Below are 23,309 nucleotides of genomic sequence, written 5' to 3'. Positions count from 1 at the left end.
GACCCTGCAGCTCCTGCGCGGTTCCATATTGCGCGATCCCCTGGAAAGCCGGGGGATCGCGCGTTATTGATTAAGGACCCCGCCATGACCCCGACCGACATGCCCTCCGACCGGAACGATCCGCTGCTTCTGTCCAACCAGGTCTGCTTTGCCCTTTATTCGGCGCAGCATGCGATGACGCGCGTCTACCGGCCGATCCTGGAGGAGCTGGGGCTCACCTATCCGCAGTACCTGGTCATGCTGGTGCTGTGGGAGGAGGAGGGCTGCGCCGTGAAGCAGTTGGGGGAGAGGCTGGGCCTGGACAGCGGCACGCTGACCCCGCTGCTGAAGCGGCTGGAAAGCCAGGGGCTGGTCCGGCGGTCGCGCGATCCGGCGGATGAGCGCATTGTGCGCATCAATCTGACGCCCGAGGGCAAATCGCTGAAGGGCAAGGCGCAGGCGGTGCCGAGCCATGTGCTGGCCGCGTCCGGCCGCACCCTGCCGGAGCTGGGGGAGCTGCGGGAGGATTTGAAGCGCCTCCGCCTCGCCCTCGAGGATGCGGAGCGGAAGCTCGACCTCCGCTGATCGGCGCCTTTAGGCAAGCAATGCCCGCAGCCGCGGCGTCATGAAATCCAGGAAGGCCTGGATGCGCCGGGGTGCGCGCTCCCGCCCGATATAGAGGGCGTGGATCTCCTCGCTGTCCACCAGCGTGTCGTCCAGCACGCTGACCAGCCGACCGGACTCCAGATCCGCGCGCACATGAAACTCCGCCAGCCGCGCCAGTCCAAGCCCCAGCACCGCCAGGTGGCGCACGGTCTCCCCATTGTTGGCGACGATGTGCCCATGCACCTCCCGGTTCACCAGCCGCCCGCCGGCCTGCAACGGCCAGACGGCGGCGGCCCGGCGGAAGTTGAAGCCCAGGCACTCGTGATGCTCCAGGTCGGCGGCCGTGCGCGGCGTGCCCCTGCGCGCCAGATAGTCGGGGGAGGCCACGATCCGCCGGCGCACATCGCCCAGCCGCACGGACAGCAGCGCCGAATCCGGCATCTTGCCGGTGCGGAAGGCGATGTCGACCTGGGCCGAATACAGATCCACGATCTCGTCCGTCAGGCCGAGGTCCAGCCGGATGTCCGGATAGGCTTCCCGGAAGGCGGGCAGCAGCGGCAGCAGGCAGTGCCGGCCGAAGGGCACCGACACATTGATGCGGATCAGCCCGGAGGGGGAGCGCGCACCGCCCGCCACCTCCACCTCCAGCGCGTCCAGCTCCTCCAGCAGCCCCTCCGCCCGGTCCCGGTAGAGTTCGCCCTCGGCCGTCAGGCGCAGATGCCGGGTCGACCGCTCGACCAGCCGCACGCCCAGCCGGTCCTCCAGCCGGGTGATCAGCTTGGCGGTGGAGGAGGGCGTCATGCCCAGTTCCCGCCCCGCGGCACTGAAGCTGCCGCGGGCAACGACGCGCAGGAACACCCTCATCTCCCAGGCGCGGGTATCGCTCATCAGGCCACCTTGTCACTGGTGGACAAGATGATAGGAAACTGGACGGTATTCCCGCCAGCGGAATGATGGCGCATCTCATGGGCCTGCACAGTTGGAGTGATTTCCATGCCTCTCGCCTTATTGGCCCTGGCCATCAGCGCCTATGCGATCGGAACCACGGAGTTCGTGATCGTCGGCCTGCTGCCCACCGTGGCCCAAGATTTGAACATCACCCTGCCGCTTGCCGGCCTGATCGTCAGCATCTACGCGCTTGGCGTCACCTTCGGCGCCCCGGTGCTGACGGCGCTCACCGGCCGGTTCCGGCGCAAGCCGCTGCTGCTCGGCCTCATGGGGCTGTTCGTGGCCGGCAACCTGCTGGCCGGCTTCGCCCCGAACTATGAAATCCTGCTGGTCGCACGGGTGCTCAGCGCCTTCGCGCACGGCGTCTTCTTCTCCGTCGGCGCCACCATCGCCGCCGATCTGGTGCCGGAGGACCGGCGCGCTTCCGCCATCGCCATGATGTTCTCCGGCCTGACCATCGCCATCGTCACCGGCGTGCCGCTGGGCACCTGGATCGGGCAGAATTTCGGCTGGCGCGCCACCTTCCTGGCCGTCTCCGCGCTGGGCGTGATCGGCGGGATCGGCGTCGCCGCCCTGGTGCCGGGCAAGCTCAGCCAGCCGGCCCCGGCCAGCCTGGGCAACCAGGTCCGGGTACTGGACCAGCCGCGCCTGCTGCTGGCCTTCGCCATCACGGCGCTGGGCTATGGCGGCACCTTCGTCGCCTTCACCTATCTGGCCCCGATCCTGGAAACCATCACCGGCTTCTCCAACAGCACGGTCAGCCTGGTCCTGGTGCTCTACGGCGCAGCCATCGCGGTGGGCAACATGGTGGGGGGCAAGCTCGCCAACCGGAATCCCGTCCGCGCCCTGGTCTGGCTGTTCGCGCTGCAGGCGCTGGTGCTGTTCGTCTTCACCTTCACGGCATCGGCCAAGATCCCGGCCCTGATCACGCTGGCCTTCATGGGGGCCCTGGCCTTCGCCAACGTGCCCGGCCTCCAGCTCTATGTTGTGCAGTTGGCCCAGCGCCATTCGCCGGGCGCGGTGGATGTCGCCTCCGCCCTGAACATTGCGGCCTTCAACCTCGGCATCGCCGCCGGCGCCTTCTTCGGCGGTCAGGTGGTGGCCTCTCCGCTCGGCATGGCGGCAACGCCCTGGGTGGGTGGGCTGTTCGTCCTGGGCGGGCTGGTCCTGACGCTGTGGAGCGGCGCGCTGGACCGGCGGCCGGCCCTTCAGGCGGCCTGATCCCTGTTCAATCCGATTTCATACGGCTATCCCTGGGACCATCGGGGTTCCAGGGATGGAAAGGAGAGTTCAATGCATATGGTATCCGCCAACGGCGCGCAGATCCCGGCCATCGGCTACGGCACCTTCCGCGTCGGCGGGGAGGATGTGCTGCGGATGGTGCCGCATGTCCTGTCCCTCGGCTACCGCCACATCGACACCGCCCAGATCTACGGCAACGAGGCCCAGGTCGGGGAGGGCATCCAGGCCAGCGGGGTCAAGCGCGGCGACATCTTCCTGACCACCAAGGTATGGGTGGACAAGTACCGCCATGACGACTTCCTGGCGTCGGTGGATGAGAGCCTGCGCAAGCTCCGCACCGACTATGTGGATCTGCTGCTGCTGCACTGGCCGAACGAGGCCGTGCCGCTGGCCGAGCAGATTTCGGCGCTGAACGCGGTCAAGGCGGCGGGCAAGGTGCGCCATATCGGCGTCAGCAACTTCAACACCGCCCTGATGGCGGAGGCGGTGCGCCTCAGCGACGCGCCCATCGTCACCAACCAGATCGAGTACCATCCCTATCTGGACCAGACCAGGGTGCTGGAAGCGGCGCGGAAGGCCGGCATGTCCGTCACCGCCTACTACGCCATGGCCGACGGCAAGATCCTGGCCGACCCGGTCCTGAAGGAGATCGCCGCCCGCCACGGCAAGAGCGTCGCCCGGCTCGTGCTGCGCTGGGTGGTGCAGCAGGACGGCCTGATCGTCCTGTCCAAGACGGTGGGGGAGGCCCGCGCGGCCGAGAACTTCGCCATCTTCGACTTCGAGCTGTCAGCGGAGGAGATGGCGGCCATCCACGGGCTTGCCCGGCCGGACGGCCGCATCGTCAGCCCGGCGGGGCTGGCCCCGGCCTGGGACAGGTGATCCGCGGAACCGGTCCGGCCCATCCGATGCGCTGGACCGGTCCAAATCCTGGAAAGACGGATTAATCCCAAAGGATATGCCTGCTTGCGTTGTACCGCACTGCATCCGTCCTTATGCTCGAGTGTCAGGCAGCCCGCGCTGCGGCACCCATTTCCGTTCCCAAGCGTTCAGGACTTCATGGGTCGTGAAGGCCGCTTCCGGCGGCTGGCGGCCAATCTGCTTGGCAAGGGGTGTCCGGGCAGGCTCGTTCGGTGAAGCTGCGTACGGTACGGAAAAGGTCAGCCTGGGATGAGAACCCGTCCAGCCGGGGATGCCGGCAGTCCCGATTTTCTGATGGGCGGCGGTGAGATGGGCGCGCGCATGCGCGCCCATGACTGGACGACTTCTCCGCTCGGCCCGCCGGAAGGCTGGCCCCCGGCGTTGCGCACGGTGGTCGGCCTGATGCTCAGCTCCCAGTTCCCGATGTTCGTGGCCTGGGGGGCGGAGCTGGCCTTCCTCTACAATGACGGCTACCGCCCGATCTTCGGGGCCAAGCACCCGATGGCGCTGGGCCGCCCCTTCGCGGAAGTCTGGTCGGATATCTGGCACGACATCAGGCCGCTGGTGGACCGCGCGCTGGCCGGCCAAGCCTCTTTCCATGAAAATCTGCCGCTGGTGATGGTGCGCCACGGCTATCCGGAGGAAACTTACTTCACCTTCTCCTACAGCCCGCTCCGCGACGAGACCGGGCAGGTGATGGGCATGTTCTGCGCCTGTACGGAAACGACGGAGAAGGTGCTGGCGGAGCGCCGGCTGCGCTCCACAGAGGCGGAGCTGCGGGAGGCGAATGCCCGGCTCGCCGCCGAGGGGAAGCATCTCCGCGAACTTTTCCGGCAGGCGCCCGGCTTCATGGCCGTTCTGCACGGCCCGGACCATGTGTTCGAACTGGCCAATGCCGCCTATCACCAGCTTGTCGGCCGGCGCGACCTGGTCGGCGAATCGGTGCGCGAGGCGCTGCCCGAAGTGGCGGGGCAGGGCTTCTTCGAGCTGTTGGACCGCGTCTACCGGTCCGGCGAGTCCTTCGTCGGCCAGGGGGAGCCGATCACCATCCGGCGCACCCCCGGCGGCCCGCTGGAGGAGCGGTTCGTCACCTTCGTCTACCAGCCGATCAAAGGCGCGGACGGCCGGGTGTCCGGCATCTTCGTCGAAGGCAGCGACGTGACGGAGGCCAAGCGCGCTGAAGAGGCGTTGCGCGCCAGCGAGGAACGGCTGCGGGTGGCGCAGGAGGCCGGCGGCGTCGGCACGTTCGAGCTGCGGAGCGACGGCACCATGGAGGTGTCGGAAGAGTTCTGCCGCCTCTGGGGCATCGAACCGCGGCCGACGGTGGCTCTCGAAAAGCTGGCGGAAATCGTCCATCCCGACGACCGTTCCAAGCTCACCACCCTGCGGGCCGGTCCACCTGCGGCGGACGGGCTGCGCTATGTCGAATACCGTATCGTCCGCCCGGATACGGGCGAGGAGCGCTGGATGGCGCGGCGGGCGGAAATGGTCGCGAGCACAGCGGAGGAGGGACCGCGCGTGGTGGGCGTCTGCTACGACACCACGGAGCGCAACCGCGCCGAGGAGGCGTTGCGGGAGCTGAACGCCACGCTGGAACGCCGGGTGGAGGAGCGCACGGCCGACCGCGACCGCATGTGGCGGCTATCCACCGACATCATGCTGGTGACCCGGTTCGATGCAACCATCACCGCCCTGAACCCGGCCTGGACCGCGCTCCTCGGCTGGAATGAGGACGAGCTTCTCGGCTCCAGCTTCCTCGATCTGGTGCATCCCGACGATCTGGACGCCACGAGGGCGGAGGCGGGAAGGCTGGCTCAGGGCCATACCACGCTGCGGTTCGAGAACCGCTACAGGCACAAAGACGGGTCCTATCGCTGGATTTCCTGGATCGCGGTGCCCGATGAAAGCCTGATCCATGCCGTGGGGCGCGACGTCACTGCCGAGCGGGAGCGTGAAACAGCCCTGCGCCAAGCGGAGGAGCATCTGCGTCAGGCGCAGAAGCTGGAAGCGGTGGGCCAGCTCACCGGCGGGGTGGCGCACGACTTCAACAACCTGCTCCAGGCGCTGGGCGGCTGCCTGACCATGATCGGCCGGCGTACGGAGGAGCCGAGGGTCAAGCCGCTGCTGAACGCCGGGCAGCAGGCGGTTCAGCGGGGCGCCAAGCTGGTGCAGCAATTGATGGCCTTCGCCCGGCGCGAAAGCCTACGGCCGGAGCCCATCGACGTGCGCGACCGGGTGCTGGGCATGTCCGGGTTGCTGGAGCGGGCGCTCAGGGCCGATATCGGCGTCAGCACGACCTTCGGCCCCGACCTCTGGCCCGTGGAGGTGGACCCCACCCAGTTCGAGCTGGCGCTGATCAATCTGGCCGTCAATGCCCGCGACGCCATGCCGACCGGCGGCCAGTTGACGATCGAGGCGGCGAATGTGGTGCTGCCGCCCGGCAACCCCATCGGGCTTGCGGGGGAGTTCGTCCGTCTGTCGGTGGCGGATACCGGCGAGGGCATGCCGGCAGAGGTTCTGGCCAAGGCGTTCGACCCATTCTTCACCACCAAGGAGCTGGGGAAAGGCTCCGGCCTCGGGTTGGCGCAGGTCTATGGCATGGCGCGCCAGACCGGCGGCACCGCCCGGATCGAGAGCAAGGTGGGCAGGGGCACCACGGTCATCCTGTGGATGCGACGCTCCGGAACGCCGGCGCGGACGGCGGCGGCGGTATCCGGCAGCGCTGCGCCCATCGGGCGCGGCAGCGGGCGCGTGCTGCTGGTGGAGGACGATCCGGTCGTAGCCTCGACAATCGCGGCGGCGTTGGAGGATGTGGGGTACGAGGTCGCCCACGTCGCCACGGCGGACGAGGCGCTGCCGCTGCTGGCGGGCCGGGCGCGCGTGGACGTGCTCTTCTCCGACGTGGTGATGCCGGGCCGGCTCAGCGGCGTCGATCTCGCCCACGAGGCGCAACGGCTGCGTCCGGGGCTTCCGGTCGTTCTCACCACCGGCTACAGCGAGGATGTGGCGCGCGCCGGCGGCGTGCAGGTGCTCTCCAAGCCTTATCAGGTCGAGGATCTGCTCCGCGCCCTGGCCTCCGCTTTGGCGGCGGCGCGGGAGGGTGGACGGCAGGAGAAGGATCAAGGCGGTCCGGGGGACAGGTGACGACCGGCATTCCGGCCTGTTGGCACCAGCCCTTGTGAGCAGGACGCGGGACTGCCGGACCTCCGGCGAATCTGCGGGCTGCCGATTTGCCGCTGGTGCCTGGATGTTCAGTCTCTCGGACAAGCCTATGGACGAGGTTCTCGACCATTTCTGCCGTACCTGGTACGACCGCCTGGCTGCCGACAGGGCAGGGGACAGGACGGTCTACCATTATACTGGACCGGACGGGTTGCTGGGCATATTGGGGGACCGCCGTTTCCGCGCCACCAATGTGGCGTTCCTCAACGACAGCACCGAATACTACCTCAGCCTGGAGCGCATCGGACAGGCGGTGACGCGCCTCGCCCGCGGGGCGGAGAGTTCGGACCGACCCTTCCTGGACGGGGTCAGGGACCGGCTCAAGCAGTCGGAGGAGACGATCCCGGCCGTCTATGTCGTCAGCTTCTCCGGCGCAGCCGATTTGCTGTCCCAGTGGCGCGGCTATGGGGAGCTGGAGAGCGGCTATGCGCTTGGCTTCGACATCAAGGGGCTGACGACCGGGCTGAAATGGCCGCAGGCGCTGATGGCCCCCTGCCTCTACGATGGGGATGTCCAGGACCGGTTCGCGGACGATCTGGTCGGGATGGTGGCCGACCTCTGGCGCAACTCCGCACGGGCGGCCTCGACAGATGAGGAGCTGCTGGACGAGGCGTTCGGCCGCCTTGCCTGGTTCGCGGCCTTCTTCAAGCATCCGGGGTTCGCGGAGGAGCGGGAGTGGCGGCTGGTGCGGCTGATCGGGCCGGATGAGGTGGGGGAGCTGCATTTCCTCCCGCGCGCCACCTGCATCGCCAGCTACCTGCCGGTATCCTACGATCCCGCCACCCTGCGCGAGGTCTGGATCGGCCCGTCGCGCCACCAACATCTGTCGGTGCCCGCCGTGTCCGCCCTGCTGCGCCAGCAGGGCTTTTCCGAGCAGGTCCGCCTATCCCGCTCGACCGTGCCGTTCCGGCTGGTCTGACGGGATGTACTCCCGGTTCGTCGCCGCCGCTCCCGCGGGGGTGGCGGCGCCAAAGCTGTGGACATGCACGCCGGCGGGGCGCTGTCCGAATTTCAGGCTCCGCAGCCGGTCGATGGCGTCATCCATGTCCCGCTCCCCCGCCGTCCAGCGGCGGCGCAGGGTCGGGGCGGAGAAGTCGAAGGCCTTGGTGCCGGAATCATCCGCCGTTTCGGCATAGGCGAGGTGGAACAGCTCCACCCGACGGCTCGACGCCAGCTCCCGCAGCTCGGTGGGAAGCGATGCCCGCGCGGCGGGCGGCATCCGGTCCATAAGCTCCGCCAGCGTGGCCCGCAGCCGCCCGATCTCCGCCTCCGCACGGACCGTGGCGCGGGTCTGGCTGGCGAACAGCAGGTCATAGCGCCGCTCCAGCGCCTGATCGATGCTGGAAGGCACCCGTCCCGGCGGCGCGTAAAGGTCCAGCAGGAAACAGGTGAGGTCGCCGCTTTCCTCTTCCAGTATCGGCAGCAGCGGCGCGTTCATCGATAGCCCGCCGTCGCCCAGCCAGCGGTCCCCGATCCGGACCGGCGGGAAGTCGGGAAGGAAGCCCGAGCTGGCGAGCAGATGCTCCATCCCGATGCGCTCCCGCGCCGTGTCGAACATCACCGGTTCCCCGGTCGCAAGATCGGTGGCGCAGACGGTCAGGCGCATCGGCCCGCGGTTCAGCCGGTCGAAATCCACGAATTCGTGCAGCAGCCGCTTCAACGGTTCCAGCCCGTACATCGCCTGACGGGCAGGATCGCCTGGCATCAACGCCCCCGGCCAGGCTGCCCGCATCGTGAACAGGGCGGGATGGCCGGTTAACCGGGTGGACAGTACGGAGGCCAGCGACGTCAGCCGGCTCAGCGGTCCGGGGCCGGGATCGAGGGAGGCGGCGGGCCAGACCAGCCGGCCCCAGAACTTCATCAACTGTTCCACCCGCAGATCCGCCGGGGTGCTGGCGATGACAGCCGCCGTCACCGCGCCGACGGAGCTGCCGGCGATCCATTCAGGCTCCAGCCCCGCCGCGCGCAGGCGGGCATAGGCGCCGGCATGATAGGCGCCGAGCCCGACGCCGCCGCCCAGGACCATGAACGTCCGCAGCCGCTCAGCCATGCCGCCGCCCTCCGCGTTCGGCGGCAAGGGCCGTCACGTAGCCCCAGACGACATGCGCCGCCAGCATCAGAAGCACGCGGCGGCGCGGATGCCGGCTGGCCGGCGGCAGCAGCCGTGCCGCCGGAACCCAGCCCAGATAGCTCAAAGCCCAGACCAGCAGGCCATAGGAGATGCCGGCCTGCGCACGCCCGGCCCGTGGCCAGGAGCGTCGCCATGCCGGATAGCCGGCCCCGGCAAAGCCGCCGAAGCCGAAATGGGCGGCCAGGGTCGGCAGCGGATCGAAGGCGGCGACCATCCGCTCCGGAATGCCCATCCTGGGCAGGATGCCGTGGGTGATCGGGTTGGGTGGCAGCGGATACTGCTCCCGGGCGGGCAGGACCGCGTGCATGGTCACCATCGCCGCCGTCATGGGCACGGTGGCTGCGAAGCCGCCGATGGCGCCGGACAGGCCGTTGCCGCCCGGCGGTTCCGCGGAAATGGTGGTGGGGCGAAGCTGAGGCTGGGCGTCGTCCGGCATGAATCCCCTTCCGGTGCGGATTCCCGACCGCACCCGGTGATTCAACGCCCGGCGGGCAAGTTCATCCCGGCGTCGGCGCGCCGATTCCTCCGGTGTCGTGGCCGGTCTGGGCGGAACTGACGGTGATGGTGGACCCGGCCGTCCGGTCGAGCGTCACGGATGCGGCGATCTGGCGTGACAGGCCGTAGACCAGCTTCGTCCCCAGCGATCTGGAGGATGTCCAGTCCACATCCTCCGGCAGGCCGACCCCGTTGTCCGACACCTGTAGACTCCAGCCTTCGCCTGTGGGGCCGAACCGCACCTGGATGCGGCCCGCCCGACCGTCCCTGAAGGCATGCTTGAAGGCGTTGACCACAAGCTCGTTGGCTACCAGCGCCAAGGGAAGGGCAAGGTCCGTGCGCAGGACCATGGGTTCGGCATGGAACTCGAAGGCGACCCTGTCGGCCACCTGGCTGGTGCTGACCACCTGCTCGCACAGCTCCTTCAGGAACTGGGAGAATTCAACCGTCTCCAGATCCTCGACCCGGTGCAGATGCTCGTGCATCCGCGCCGCCGTGGCGACGCGGGCGCACGCATCCTCCAACTGACGGCGGGCCGTGGCATCGGCCACCTCCTGCGCCTGAAGGCGGAGAAGCCCGATCGCCATCATCAGGGAGTTCTTGACCCGGTGGTGGACCTCCTTGATCAGCCCGTCCTTCGCGGCGAGCGCCTCGGCCAGCCTCTCCTCGATCCGCTTCCGCTCCGTGATGTCCACCGCGATCAGCACGGCTCCGACCATCCGGCCCTCATGCTCCAGGGGAGCGTTGGAGCAGGCTACATGGATCGGCGTTCCGTCGCGGCGGAAGAACATGTCCTCATGCTTTTCGAGCTGCGTTCCCGATCCGAACACATGGCCCAAGGGGCATTCCGACATGGGGTAGGGGCGTCCGTCGGGGCGGTGATGGTGCACCAGGTCGTGCAGCAGCTTCCCGGCAAGCTCTTCCCGCGTCCAGCCGAAGGTCCGTTCCGCCGCGGAGTTGGCGTAGACGGTGCGCCCTTCCGCATCCAGGACGAAAATGGAATCGGCCGCCTTCTCGACGACGAGCGTACTCAGGTCAACGGGTTGGGACGCCTCGCTGCCCCCAATCGGCAAATGGATCGGCATGGCGCTTCTCTCTCCCCGAGGAGTTCAGAGTAACGACTCAGACACTGCTCTTCCATACCACTTCGGAGTAGGAGTTCACCGCTGTCTGACGCGCCGCAGCAATCCTTGCAGGGATTCGACGAAATCGGCCTTGGCGAAAGGCTTGCGCACGGACAGGGCGTTGGAGAACCGGGGCGGCAGAACATCCCGGCCGTGCCCGGTCGCGAACAGCACCGGAATCGATCGTTCCGCCATCTGGTCCGCGATGGGGAAGATCAGCTCGTCCCGGACCTTCACATCCAGGATGGCGGCGTCGACGGGACCTGACTCCAGGTGGTTCGCCGCCGCCTCCAGGCTGGCGGCGGGACCGATAACCTCATGCCCCATCTCGCGCACGAGCTGGACCACCTCCATGGCGATCAGGGCATCGTCCTCGACGACCAGGATGCGGCAGGACCGGACCACGGCCTGTCCTTCCCCAATCGCGCTGGCAGGTCTGCCAGCCGTCTCGCGCCGGCTGACCCTGCTGAGATGGCCGGCAGGGATGGTGATCCGGCATTGCAGCCCGTCCGGCAGCCAGTCCAGCTCGACCGAACCGTCGAGCTGGTGACCGACGGTCTGGCGGATGACGATCGAGCCGAAGCCGGTGCGGGTCGGCGCGACCACACCGGGGCCGCCCTGCTCGCGCCATGTCATCAGAAGCGCGCCGTCCGCCGTGTTGCGGGACCAGGACAGAAGGACGGACCCGCCCGGCGCGGAGAGTGCGCCATACTTGGTCGCGTTGGTGCCAAGCTCGTGCAGGGTCATGGCGATCGCCTGGGTGGCGTCCGCGTCCAGGCCGACGGCCGGCCCATTCAGCTCGATCCGGGTGCCGCCGCTCTGCTGGAAGGCGGCCAGCTCATCGCGGGCAAGCTCACCCAGATCCACCGATGTCCAGCGGCTGGCCGCCAGGGCCGTGTGGGCGCGGGCAAGCGCGCCGATGCGGCCCTCGACCGCCTCGATGAAGCTCTCTCGGCTATCCGCCCGCGTCAGGCGCAGCATGGCCTGGACCACGGCCAGCATGTTCTTGGCCCGATGATCCACCTCGCGCGATAGCAGGTACTGGCGCTGCTCGGCCTCCTTCTGCTCGGTGATGTCCTGGACCACGGTGATGATCTCGCGCGGGCGCCCGTCGGGACCGCGGGTTATCGAGACATGATTGTTGACCCACAGCCAGGAGCCGTCCGGACGGCATATCCGCTTCTGGATGAAATAGGGTTCGCCGGTCTTCAGCAGGCCCGCCAGCTTCTCTTCTCCGCGGGGGCGGTCGTCCGGGTGGATCAGATCCTGCGTCCGCCGGCCGATCAGGTCGTCGGCGCCGCGGCCGGTGATCTCGCAGTAGCGGCCATTGACCAGTAGAAGCCGGCCCTGCGTATCGGTCTGCGCGATGCCGACGCTGGCTTGGTTGAAGATGGTGGTCAGCCGCGCCTCGCTCTGGCGGAGCTTTTCTTCGGCGTGCCGGCGGACGCTGGTGTCCACGACCAGCACATAGATGCCCCGGACCTCACCGTCCTCGCCGATGTCCGGCAGGTACTGGGTGTCATTGTGGCGCAGATGCCCGTCCTGATGGGGAAGGAAGCCTTCCAGCCGAACGGCACGGCCGGACAGCGCCTCCTTCAGCATGCGCAGGCGGGCATGAAAGGCGTCCTGGCCGATGACTTCCACCAGATGCCGCCCGACGATGTCCTCCGCGGGAAGGCCGAACCAGTCCTGGTAGGCCCTGTTGGCGAAGCGGTAGATGAGATCCCTGTCCAGATAACCGATCAGGACGGGCAGCCCGTCGGTCAGCAGCCGCAGCCGCTCCTTCTCCTGGCGGAGCGCGTCCTCGGACAGCTTGTGCTCATGGATGTCTTCGAGCACGCCGTACCAGCGCACGATCCGGCCAGCCGCGTCCCGCCTGGGATAGGCGCGGGCGCGCACCCAGCGGTAACCGTCGGCCGCGGAGTGCAGGCGGTACTGGACGTCGACCGGCTCGCCCCTGGCGGTGCTGTCCGCCCAGGCCTTCGCGATCCGGGCATGGTCGTCCGGGTGCAGCGCCGCCAGCCAGCCCTCGCTCAACGCCTCTTCCCGGCTGTAGCCGGTGAATTCCACCCACCGCGCGCTGACGCTGGAGATGGAGCCGTCGGGCTCCGCCGTCCAGGGGATCTGCGGGCTCAGCTCCACCGTGTAGCGCAGATGCTCCTCGCTTTCGCGGAGCGCCCTCTCGACCTGCCAGCGCTCGATGGCGATGGCGGCCCAGCGGAGCAGCACGTCGCGGCGCTGCATCTCCTGTTCCGTGGGAACCGCCGGCGCAGTGCGGAAATACACGGCGAAGCATCCCATCACCCGCCCGGTGCTGGGCGACAGCATCGGCTTGGACCAGCAGGCCCGCAGCCCCAGCAGAAGCAGCATGCTCTTCAATCCGCTGGTCAGCGGATCGGTTTCGATATCGGCCACGACGACGGCCTGACCGCGCGCGCAGGCACTGCCGCACGCCCCGTTGCCATCGATGGCGGACTGCCCTTCGAGCGCGATGCCGAGTTCCGGAAGGCTGGGCACCACCGCATCGTGCATGATGCTCCGGCTGTCGTCATGCAGCGCGATGCAGCAGACGGAGTCGGGGATATCGTTCTCCGTCAGGCGGCAGACCGCCTCGAGAATCCGGGTGAGGGGAGCGCCCGCGGCAACGAGTTCGAGCACATGATGCTCATCGAGTTCGGACGATGCGCCGCGCACTTCTTCCTCAACACCGCAGGCCATGCAGATCGGGTCCCGGACCATGCCAACGTCCTCGCACACGACTTCGGCAGCCGCAGCGGCTTATGGTTAACACGATTGGAGATGCTGATGTTGCTGCAAAATAGTTGAGCAACTCCTGATCGACCTCCCTCCGGTTCATGTCACTCAGGAATAGGAACGTCATGGTAGGATCTGCCACTGGATTTGCACGCTATGGATAACACAACGCCGCCGCCCGCAGGGTGCAGGCGGCGGCGTCAGGCTTGGCCGGCAAGGCCGTCTGGTCAGTCGGAGCCGACTGGCACGGGGGCAGCGCTGCCGGCGCTGGTCCGGCGGCTGAACAGCTTCATGACGGCCACGAAGAAGACCGGCACGAAGAAGATCGCCAGCACCGTGGCCGAGATCATGCCGCCCATCACGCCGACGCCGATGGCGTTCTGGCTTTCCGCACCGGCCCCGCTGGCGGTGGCCAGCGGAAGCACGCCCAGCGTGAAGGCCAGGGACGTCATCAGGATCGGGCGCAGGCGCTGACGCGACGCTTCGATGGTCGCCTCGATCAGCCCCATGCCCTCGTCGTACTGCGCCTTCGCGAACTCCACGATCAGGATGGCGTTCTTGGACGCCAGACCTATGGTGGTGAGCAGGCCGACCTGGAAGTACACGTCGCTGGGCAGCCCGCGCAGGGTCGCCGCGATAACCGCGCCGACGACGCCCAGCGGCACCACCAGCATCACCGCCGCCGGGACCGACCAGCTCTCATACAGGGCGGCCAGACAGAGGAAGACGACCAGCATAGACAGGGCGTAGAGGGCGGGGGCCTGCGAACCGGACTGCCGCTCCTCGTAGGAGAGGCCCGTCCACTCGATGCCGACGCCCGGCGGCAGCTTGGCCACCAGCTCCTCCATCGCCGCCATCGCCTCGCCCGAGCTGATGCCGGGTGCGGCGCCGCCCTGGATGTTCATGGACGGCACGCCGTTGAAGCGCTCCAGCTTCGGCGACCCATAGGTCCAGTGCGAGGTGGTGAAGGCGGAGAAGGGCACCATCTCCCCGTCATTGTTGCGGACGTACCAGCGCTCCAGATCGCTCGGCAGCATGCGGAAGGGCGCATCCGCTTGGAGGTAGACGCGCTTCACGCGGCCATTCTCGATGAAGTCGTTGACGTAGGTGGAACCCCAGGCCGCACTCAGCGTGGTGTTGATCTCCGTCAGCGACAGGCCGAGGGCGCGCGCCTTCTCCCGATCGACCTCGATCCGGTACTCCGGCGTGTCCTCCATGCCGTTGGGGCGGACGCCGGCTAGGCGCGGGTCCTGGGCCGCCATGCCGAGAAGCTGGTTGCGGGCCTCCAGCAGTCGGGCGTGGCCCAGACCGCCGCGGTCCACGAGCTGAAGGTCGAAGCCCGTGGCGTTGCCGAGGCCGGGCACCGATGGCGGCAGGATCGTGAAGACCATGGCGTCACGAAGCTTCGACAGGGCCCCCATGGCGCGGCCGGCAACGGCATCGGCCTTCAGCGCCGCACCTTCGCGCTCTTCCCACGGACGCAGACGGACGAAGGCCAGGCCCATGTTCTGGCCGCGACCGGCGAAGCTGAAGCCGTTGATGGTGAACAGACCCTCGACCGCTTCCTTCTCCGTCTCCAGGAAGTGCTTCTCGACGGCGTAGGTGGTTTCCCTTGTGCGCTCCTGCGTGGCGCCCGGCGGGGCCGTATAGACCACCATGAGCTGCCCGCGATCCTCCGTCGGCAGGAAGGAGGTCGGCATGCGGGTGAACAGGAAGGCCAGACCGGCCAGGATCAGCACATAGGCGACGCCGTAGGTGCCGAGACGCCGGACGGCGCCGCGCACCACGCCCTGGTAGGCGTTGCTGCCGCGGTCGAAATTGCGGTTGAACCAGCCGAAGAAGCCGCGCCGCGGCCCGTGATCCACATGGGGCTTCAGCATGGTGGCGCAGAGCGCCGGCGTCAGCACCACCGCGACCAGCACCGACAGGGCCATGGCCGAGACGATGGTGATGGCGAACTGGCGGTAGATCACGCCGGCCGACCCGCCGAAGAAGGCCATGGGCACGAACACGGCGGACAGGACCAGGGCGATGCCCACCAGGGCGCCGGTGATCTGGTCCATGGATTTGCGGGTGGCCTCCTTGGGCGGAAGCTTCTCCTCCGCCATCACGCGCTCGACATTCTCCACCACGACGATGGCGTCATCGACCAGAAGGCCGATGGCCAGCACCATGGCGAACATGGTCAGCACGTTGATGGTGAAGCCGAAGGCCGCCAGCACGCCGAAGGTGCCCAGCAGCACCACCGGCACGGCGATCGTGGGGATCAGCGTTGCCCGGAAGTTCTGCAGGAAGACATACATCACCACGAAGACCAGGATGACGGCTTCGATGAGCGTATGCACCACGCCTTCGATGGACAGCTTCACGAACGGCGTGGAATCGTACGGATAGATGATCTCCAGCCCCTGCGGGAAGAAGGGCTTCAGCTCCTCCATCCGCGCCTTGACCGCTTCGGCCGTGTCCAGCGCATTCGCGCCGGCGGCCAGCCGGATGCCGAGACCGGCAGCAGCCTTGCCGTTGTAGCGGGCTTCCACCGCATAGCTTTCCTGGCCCACCTCGATCCGCGCCACGTCGCGCAGGCGGACCTGGGACCCGTCCGGATTGACGCGCAGAAGGATGTTCGCGAACTCCTCCGGCGTCTGCATGCGGGTCTGCGCCGTAATGGTGGCGTTCAGCTCCTGGTTCGGCACGGCGGGCAGACCGCCGAGCTGGCCGGCGGACACCTGGGCGTTCTCGGCCCGGATGGCGGCGGTCAGGTCGTTGATGGTCAGGTTGAAGCTGGTCAGCTTGTCCGGGTCCACCCAGATGCGCATGGCATGCTGCGGGCCGAACACCTGCACCTCGCCGACGCCGGTGACGCGGCTGATCGGGTCCTGGACGTTGGACGTGACGAAGTCGGCGATGTCGCCGCGCTCCATCGACCCGTCGCCGGAGATGAAGCCGATGATCAGCAGGAAGTCGTTGCTGGACTTCGTGACGGTCAGGCCCAGTTCCTGCACCTCCTGGGGGAGCTGCGGCATGGCAAGCTGCAGCTTGTTCTGCACCTGCACCTGGGCGATGTCGGGATCGGCCTCCGGCTCGAAGGTCAGGGTGATCGCGACGTTGCCGGCGGAATCGCTGGTGGCCGACATGTAACGCAGATAGTCGATGCCGGTCATCCGCTGCTCGATGACCTGGGTGACCGTCTGCTCGAGCGTCGTCGCCGACGCGCCGGGATATGTCGCGCTGATCGTCACCGCCGGCGGGGCGATCTTGGGATACTGCTCAATGGGCAGCGCCCGGATCGAGAGCAGGCCCGCCAGCATGATGACGATGGCGATGACCCATGCGAACACGGGCCTATCGATGAAAAACCTTGCCATGATGGCTGTCCTTCCCGGGGCTTACTGTGCGGCCGCCGGCTGCGGTTCGCGGCCGGCCACCTGCGGGCCGCCGACGGGTACGGGCTTCACGGGCGCGCCGGGCTGGATCTTCTGAAGTCCGTCGACGACGACGCGCTCACCGGGGTTCAGGCCTTCGGTCACCAGCCAGTCGGTGCCGGCGGCCAGCTCCGTCTTGACGGGGCGGGGCGCCACGGTGCCGTCGGGGTTGACGATCCAGACCTGGGCGCCGCCGTCCGGCGTGCGGGTCACGGCCCGCTGCGAGACGAGGATGGCGTTCTCCCGCTCGCCCTGCGCCACGCGGGCGCGGAGGAACAGGCCCGGCAGAAGCTCGTGGTTGGGATTGGGCACGACGGCGCGGAGCTGCACCGAGCTGGTGCCCGGATTCACGGTCACATCGGCGAACTGCAGCTCGCCCTTGTGCGGATAGGGGCGGCCCTGGATGTCCAGGGTCACGGGCGCACGGCCCTCCACCGTCTCGATCCGGCCCTCGGCGGCATCGCGGCGGAGCTGCATCAGCTGCTCGACCGACTGGTTGATGTCGACATAGATCGGGTCGATCTGCTGCACCGTGGCCAGGGCCGTGGCCTGATTCGCGGTGACCAGCGCGCCCTCCGTGACCGACGACTTGCCGATCAGGCCGGAGATGGGGGAGTAGACGCGTGTATATTCCAGATTGATGGTCGCCGTCTCAACGGCGGCGCGGGCCGCCAGCTCCTGCGCTTCCGCCTGGCCCAGCGCCGCGATAGCGTCGTCATAGGCCTGCTGGCTGACATTGCTGCGCTTCACCAGCTCCTCGTACCGGGTGGCGCGGGCGCGGACGGCCTTCAGATTGGCTTCCGCCTGGGCCAGATCGGCCTTGGCGCTCTGCAGCGCGGCCTCATAGGGGGCCGGGTCGATCTGGTAGAGCTGCTGCCCCTCCTTGACGGTGGAGCCTTCCTCGAACAGCCGCTTCAGGATGATGCCGCTGACCTGGGGACGGATTTCGGCGACGCGGAACGGAGCCGTGCGGCCGGGCAGTTCGGTCGAGACCTCCAGCCGGCGCGGCTGGATTTCCACAACGCCGACCTCAACCGGGCCGGCCGCCGGCGCGCCGGCCTGGTTCTGCTCCTGCTCGCCGCAGCCGGACAGGAGGGCGGCCAACGCGGCAAGGCCCACAAATCGGGCCATCACGTTCGATGTCGACATTTCAGCTTCCCTTGACAATCGGACCGGGGGCCGCAGGCCGCCATTCTCCGAACTGGACGCGAACTGTACTGCTCAGTACACTGGGATGTAAAGTATGTCCGGAGCGTTCGTCCGGCAAGGAGCTTTGGAATGTCCGTTGAGAGAAGCAGGAATGCATCCTGCATCGGCCCGCGGGGACAGGCGCGCCGGCGCGCCCTGCTGGATGCCGCGGCCGCCCTGTTTGTGGAGAAGGGTTTCGAGAAGACGACGCTGAGCGATATTCTGGAACGTGCCGGCGGCTCTCGCGCGACGCTCTATGAGCTGTTCGGGGATAAGGATGGCCTCTTCCGGGCCATGATGGAAGAGAGCAACAGCCGGATTCTGGGCGAGATGGCGGCGTGTCAGGCGAATAGCTGGCGCACGCCGGAGGAGGCGCTGACCCAGTTCGCCATCAGCTTCGTGAAGGCGCTGATGGATGAGGAGGGGCTGGCCGTTCTGCGCATCCTGGTGACGGAGGCGGAGCGGATTCCAGCCGTGACCGAGAGTTTCTGGAAGATCGGGCCGGAAACGGCCACCCAGCGGCTGGCGGACTATCTTCGTTGCGCCTCTGAAAAAGGGTATCTGCGCATCGAGGAGCCCACTCTGGCGGCGCGCGCCTTCATCGGCATGATCACCAGCAACATGATGCTGCAACGGCTGGTCCTTCCCCACCGGCCGATCCGGATGGAGGAGGTGGAGCCTGCCATCCACGTCGCCGTCCGCCTGTTCCTGGACGGCGCCCGCCCCGGCGTGGAGCAGGAGGGGGCGGCGGCCTGACCGGCGGCGCTACTCGGCCGGGCGGTGCCGCCGGTCCAGCTCCTGCGGGCGGGACGAGCCGAAGTGGCTGGACAGCCGCTCCGACAGGGACTCGATGCCGGCATAAAGGCCGGGGATCACCAGGATGCCGATGGTGGTGGCCGCCACCATGCCGCCCAGCACGGTCACGCCGATGGCATGGCGGGCGCCGGCGCCAGCGCCCGACGCGATGGCCAGCGGGATCACGCCGACGATGAAGGAGATCGCCGTCATCAGCACGGCCCGGAACCGCTGCACGGCCCCGATCACGGCGGACTCCTGGATCGAGTGGCCGGCATCCCGCTGGGTGCGGGCAAACTCGACGATCAGGATCGCGTTCTTGCTCGCCAGCCCGATCAGCAGGATCAGGCCGATCTGGGAATAGAGGCTGTTCTCGGTCCCCACCAGCCATGACAGTGCCACGGCGCCCAGCGCCGCCACGGTCAGCGACAGGATGATGGGCACCGGCAGGGCCCAGCTTTCATACTGCGCCACCAGGAACAAGTAGGCGAAGATCAGGGCGATGGCGAAGATGGCCGGGGCCTGGGCGCTGGACTGCTGCTGCTGGAAGGCGGTGCCGGTCCATTCGAACCCGTATCCCTCCGGCAAGGTCTCGGCGGCCACCTGCTCCATGGCCGCGATGGCGGCGCCGGCGCTTCCGCCCGGTCCGGGCTGCGCGTTGATCTGCGCCGCCGGATAGAGATTGTAGCGCGACAGGGAATAGGGGCCGAAGGAGTTCTCGATGCTGGCGACCGAGCGGACCGGCAGCATATCGCCCGCGGCATTGCGGACATAGAGCTTCAGGATCTGCTCCGGCGCGGCGCGGAAGGGGGCGTCGGCCTGGAGAAGCACCTGATAGACGCGCCCGCCCAGCGTGAAGTCGTTGACGTAGCGCGAGCCGAACATGGCCCCCACGGTGGCGTAGATGTCGCCGACCCCGACCTGGAACGCCTCCGCCCGCGTGCGGTCGACGCGGAGATAGACCTGCGGCACATCGGCGGAGAAGGTGGTGGAGGCGTTGCCGACAGCCGGATTTTCATTGGCGGCGGCGGCGAAGGCCCGGGCCACCTCGGCCAGTTCCGCCGGGGACTGGCCCGACTGGGCCTGGAGCCGCAGCTCCAACCCGCCGACGGAGCCGACGCCGGGGATGGGCGGCGGTGGGAAGGCGCCGATGATGGCGCCTGGAATGGTGGCGAACCGCTGCTGCAGGCTGCCCAGGATGCCGCCGAGCTGCTCCTCCGCCGATGTCCGTTCGTCCCATGGCTCGAGCGAGGCGATGGCGAGGCCGCCATTGGGCTGGACGGAGCCTTGCAGGATGCTGAAGCCGGCGACGGTGACGGCATTCTCCACGCCCGGCGTGTCGGCCAGAATCTGCTGCACCTCGCCCATGATGTTCTCGGTGCGCTGGAGCGAGGCGGCGTCGGGAAGCTGCACATCCACGAACAGGGCGCCCTGATCCTCCGCCGGGGCAAGAGTGGTCGGCAGGCCGATGAACAGGAACGCCGCGATGCCGGCGAAGGCGGCGACGGCCAGGAACGCCACCGCGGCCCTGCGCGCGATCCACTCGACTATCCGCGCGTAACCCGACCGGGTCCGGTCCAGCCCGTGGGAGAACCAGGCCAGCGGCCCCCGTCGGTGCGGTGCCGTGTGGCGCAGCAGCACGGCGGCCAGGGCGGGCGCCAGGGTCAGCGCCATCACCGAGGACAGCACCAGGGCGGAGGAGATGGTGACCGCGAACTGGCGGTAGAGCTGCCCGTTGATGCCGGGCAGGAAGGCCGTGGGCACGAACACGGCCAGCAATACCAGGGTGGTGGCGATGATCGGGCCGGTGACCTGCGACATGGCTCGGCGGGTCGCCTCCACGGGGCCGAGATTCTCGTCCTCCTCCAGATTGCGCTGGACGTTCTCCACCACCAGGATGGCGTCGTCCACCACGAGGCCGATGGCCAGGATCAGAGCCAGCAGGCTCACTGTGTTCGCCGAGTAGCCCGCCGCCAGCAGCACCGCGAGCGTGCCGATCAGGGAGACCGGGATGGTCAGGGCAGGAACCAGGGTGGCGCGCCAGCTCTGCAGGAAGATGTAGGTGACCGCGACCACGATGGCGAAGGTGATCAGCAGGGTGAGGATGATCTCCTCTACCGTCGCCCGGACGAAGCGCGTCGCGTCGTAGACGACGGCGTACTCGAGCCCCTGCGGGAAGGTCGCCTCCAGCCGCTGAAGCTCGGCCGCCACCTGGTCGGCCGTTTCCAGCGCGTTGGCGCCGGGCGACTGGGAGATTTGCAGCATGGTGGTGGGCACGCCGTTGAAGTCGGCCTGCGCCTGATAGCTCTGCGCGCCAAGCTCGACCCGGCCGATGTCGCGAATGCGCACGATGGCGCCTTCGTCGCCCGTCCGCACGATGATGCCGGCGAAGGCCTCTGCATCCGGCAGCCGGCCCTGGGAGGTGATGGTGAGTTGCTCCGCCTGTCCCGCGGGCGCGGGCGACCCGCCCACCTGACCCAGCGAGGCCTGGAGGTTCTGGCGCTCGATCGCGGCGACCACGTCGCCCGGCGTGATGGAAAGGGCCGCCATCCGATCCGGGTTCAGCCAGACCCGCATGCCGTAATCCGCGGTGCCGATGGTGGCCGCTTCGCCGACGCCGTTCACACGGGAAATGGAATCGGCGACGGTGGTGCCGACATAGTTGCTGACGGTCAGCGGGTCGGGGCCGCCTTCCGCGGCGAAGAAGGCGATGGCCATCAGGAAGTCGGGCGACCGGGCGCGCACCGTGACCCCCTGCTGGGCCACGGCGGGGGGAAGCTGGGATGTCGCCAACTGCACCCGGTTCTGTACATTCACCTGCGCGATATCGGGATCGGTCCCCACCTCGAAGGTCACGCTCAGCGAATAGACGCCGGCGTTGGAGCTGGTGGAGGACATGTAGAGCATGTTCTCCACGCCGTTGATGGCGGCCTCGATGGGCGCGCCGACCGTGTCCGCGATCACGTCGGCGCTGGCGCCGGGATATGTCGCCGAGACGTTCACCGTCGGCGGGGTGATGTTCGGGTACTGGGTGACCGGCAGGAAGAAGAAGGCGATGGCGCCGGCCAGCACGATAACGATGGAAATGGCCGCCGCGAGCCGCGGCCGGGAGATGAAGGTGCTGGAAATCATTGGCCGCCATCCTGGCCGGCCGATGCCTCGCCCTGTGCCCCGCCGGAGGCGTCAGCCACCCCCTGTTCGGCGGGCTGGACGCGAGCGCCGTCGCGCAGGCGCTGGGTGCCCTGCACCACGATGACCTCGCCTGCCTCCAGCCCTTCCTGCACGGCCCAGCCGCCGGTCAGGCGGGCGCCCGTGGCGATGCGGCGGCGGCTCACCGTGTCATCCTCCGCCACGACGAAGACATAGGGCCCCTCGCGGTCACGCTGCACGGCGGAGAAGGGGACGACTGGAAGCCGTTGCGGGTCCTTGGGCGACACCACGAGCGAGACGAACTGGCCAGGAAGCAGAATGGAATCCGGATTGGGAAACAGCACGCGGACGGGAACCGTGCCGGTGTTCGGGTCCACTTCGCTTCCGATGAAGTCCAGCGTGCCGGTCAGCGGGTAGATCTGGTTGTTGGGCAGGCGGACCTGGAATGCCAGGCTTTCAGCGGCGACGGCATCACCGCGGGCCTGCGCCTGCCGCACCTCGATCAGTTGCGTTTCGGTCAGGGAGAAGACGACCCGTAGCGGATCGATCTGGACGATCCGGGCCAGCGGACCGCTCTGCGGACCGACGAGCGCGCCGATGGTGAACAATGCGCGCCCGATGCGGCCGTCGATGCTGGCGGTGATCTCCGTATAGGACAGGTTCTGTCGCGCCAGATCCACATTGGCCCGGCGCTCCATCAGGTCGGCCTGCGCGCCTTCGAATGCGGCGATCTCCTCCTCGAGCCGGGCCTGGGCCACGGTGTTGTTCTCCCGCAGCTCCCGGGAGCGGGCCAGGCTGCGCTCCGCCTCCACGGCGGCGGCCTCCGCCCGCCGGAGCTGCGCCTCGGCGGCGGCAAGCTCCGCCTCGTACTGCGCGCGGTCCAGCCGGAACAGGAGCTGGCCGGTCTCGACGGCTGCCCCTTCCTGGAACGCCACCTCCGCGATGTAGCCCTGGACCCGTGCCAGCACGTCCAGCGACCGCACCGCCTCTACCCGCCCGACGAACTCGTTGGGCGCTTCGGCGGGCGCGGTCGTCACCGTCTCCACCACCACGGCGGGGGGCGGCGGTGCGGGCTGCTGTGCTGCGGCGGGAACGGCCGTGACCATCAGGAAGGCAAGCGATGCCGCGCCCAGAAGGGAGCGGACAGGCATGGATGCTGGACTTGTGGTGCTTGCCATCGACGGAACCCCGGCGCCTGTGATGCTTGACGCAACAGGAACCCGGTGCGGTTCGTTCCTGTGCAGCCGCACAACCGGCGCTGGCGAAACAGGCGGGTCTGCCAAGGGCGATGGCCGCCATGCGGCAGGATTGGCCCTCCTCGTGCCTGCCATCCGA

At 68.3% G+C, this 23,309-nt stretch carries 15 protein-coding genes; 6 read left to right on the top strand and 9 right to left on the bottom strand.

Annotation, left to right across the window (positions count from 1 at the left end; all coding sequences use genetic code 11):
* Positions 1 to 84 precede the first annotated feature (84 nt).
* Positions 85 to 564 carry a MarR family winged helix-turn-helix transcriptional regulator gene (locus DOL89_RS12185; protein WP_225889780.1) on the top strand — a complete coding sequence of 160 codons (480 nt, stop codon included), beginning with the start codon at positions 85 to 87 and terminating at the stop codon, positions 562 to 564.
* A 9-nt stretch (positions 565 to 573) separates the two neighbouring features.
* On the opposite strand, the gene DOL89_RS12180 is transcribed toward DOL89_RS12185, so the two are convergent.
* The gene (locus DOL89_RS12180; protein ID WP_119679403.1) at positions 574 to 1,473 is read right to left on the bottom strand and encodes a LysR family transcriptional regulator; all 900 of its coding nucleotides are present in this window, start codon (positions 1,471 to 1,473) and stop codon (positions 574 to 576) included.
* Positions 1,474 to 1,578: 105 nt separating this feature from the next.
* On the opposite strand from DOL89_RS12180, the gene DOL89_RS12175 reads away from it, so the two are divergent.
* From DOL89_RS12175 to DOL89_RS12160, 4 genes are all read left to right on the top strand, one after another.
* Positions 1,579 to 2,754, top strand: coding sequence for an MFS transporter (locus DOL89_RS12175; protein ID WP_119679402.1), 1,176 nt, complete (start codon positions 1,579 to 1,581; stop codon positions 2,752 to 2,754).
* Positions 2,755 to 2,826: 72 nt separating this feature from the next.
* The gene (locus DOL89_RS12170; protein WP_119679401.1) at positions 2,827 to 3,654 is read left to right on the top strand and encodes an aldo/keto reductase; all 828 of its coding nucleotides are present in this window, start codon (positions 2,827 to 2,829) and stop codon (positions 3,652 to 3,654) included.
* 288 nt (positions 3,655 to 3,942) lie between these two features.
* Positions 3,943 to 6,837: a hybrid sensor histidine kinase/response regulator gene (locus tag DOL89_RS12165; RefSeq protein WP_119679400.1), complete on the top strand. Its 2,895-nt coding sequence runs from the start codon at positions 3,943 to 3,945 to the stop codon at positions 6,835 to 6,837.
* A 103-nt stretch (positions 6,838 to 6,940) separates the two neighbouring features.
* Positions 6,941 to 7,834: a DUF2971 domain-containing protein gene (locus tag DOL89_RS12160; RefSeq protein ID WP_162937482.1), complete on the top strand. Its 894-nt coding sequence runs from the start codon at positions 6,941 to 6,943 to the stop codon at positions 7,832 to 7,834.
* Here DOL89_RS12160 and DOL89_RS12155 read toward each other — a convergent pair.
* The 6 genes from DOL89_RS12155 to DOL89_RS12130 form a co-directional block, all read right to left on the bottom strand.
* Entirely contained in the window at positions 7,799 to 8,965 is a 1,167-nt protein-coding gene (locus DOL89_RS12155) for a patatin-like phospholipase family protein (RefSeq protein WP_119679398.1), read from the bottom strand. The two genes, DOL89_RS12160 and DOL89_RS12155, sit on opposite strands and share 36 nt — an antisense overlap.
* Positions 8,958 to 9,482 carry a DUF1440 domain-containing protein gene (locus DOL89_RS12150; protein WP_119679397.1) on the bottom strand — a complete coding sequence of 175 codons (525 nt, stop codon included), beginning with the start codon at positions 9,480 to 9,482 and terminating at the stop codon, positions 8,958 to 8,960. The genes DOL89_RS12155 and DOL89_RS12150 overlap by 8 nt, the downstream gene beginning before the upstream one ends.
* A gap of 61 nt (positions 9,483 to 9,543) precedes the next feature.
* Positions 9,544 to 10,626 carry a PAS domain-containing sensor histidine kinase gene (locus DOL89_RS12145; RefSeq protein WP_119679396.1) on the bottom strand — a complete coding sequence of 361 codons (1,083 nt, stop codon included), beginning with the start codon at positions 10,624 to 10,626 and terminating at the stop codon, positions 9,544 to 9,546.
* A 75-nt stretch (positions 10,627 to 10,701) separates the two neighbouring features.
* Positions 10,702 to 13,404: a PAS domain S-box protein gene (locus DOL89_RS12140; protein WP_119679395.1), complete on the bottom strand. Its 2,703-nt coding sequence runs from the start codon at positions 13,402 to 13,404 to the stop codon at positions 10,702 to 10,704.
* A 242-nt stretch (positions 13,405 to 13,646) separates the two neighbouring features.
* Positions 13,647 to 16,784: an efflux RND transporter permease subunit gene (locus DOL89_RS12135; RefSeq protein WP_119679394.1), complete on the bottom strand. Its 3,138-nt coding sequence runs from the start codon at positions 16,782 to 16,784 to the stop codon at positions 13,647 to 13,649.
* 21 nt (positions 16,785 to 16,805) lie between these two features.
* Entirely contained in the window at positions 16,806 to 17,990 is a 1,185-nt protein-coding gene (locus DOL89_RS12130) for an efflux RND transporter periplasmic adaptor subunit (RefSeq protein WP_119679393.1), read from the bottom strand.
* A gap of 129 nt (positions 17,991 to 18,119) precedes the next feature.
* Between DOL89_RS12130 and DOL89_RS12125 the strand changes: the two genes are divergently transcribed.
* Positions 18,120 to 18,785 (top strand): TetR/AcrR family transcriptional regulator, encoded by a 666-nt coding sequence (locus DOL89_RS12125; RefSeq protein WP_119679392.1) that lies wholly within the window; start codon positions 18,120 to 18,122, stop codon positions 18,783 to 18,785.
* A 9-nt stretch (positions 18,786 to 18,794) separates the two neighbouring features.
* On the opposite strand, the gene DOL89_RS12120 is transcribed toward DOL89_RS12125, so the two are convergent.
* Positions 18,795 to 21,956, bottom strand: coding sequence for an efflux RND transporter permease subunit (locus DOL89_RS12120; RefSeq protein WP_119679391.1), 3,162 nt, complete (start codon positions 21,954 to 21,956; stop codon positions 18,795 to 18,797).
* A complete protein-coding gene (locus DOL89_RS12115) occupies positions 21,953 to 23,152 on the bottom strand; it encodes an efflux RND transporter periplasmic adaptor subunit (RefSeq protein WP_162937481.1) in 1,200 nt (399 codons plus the stop codon). The genes DOL89_RS12120 and DOL89_RS12115 overlap by 4 nt, the downstream gene beginning before the upstream one ends.
* Positions 23,153 to 23,309: the final 157 nt, after the last annotated feature.

This window comes from Indioceanicola profundi (assembly GCF_003568845.1).
GTDB classification, from domain to species: domain Bacteria; phylum Pseudomonadota; class Alphaproteobacteria; order Azospirillales; family Azospirillaceae; genus Indioceanicola; species Indioceanicola profundi.
Note: the sequence above shows the minus strand (reverse complement) of the source record. Positions and strands in the feature narration are given on the sequence as shown.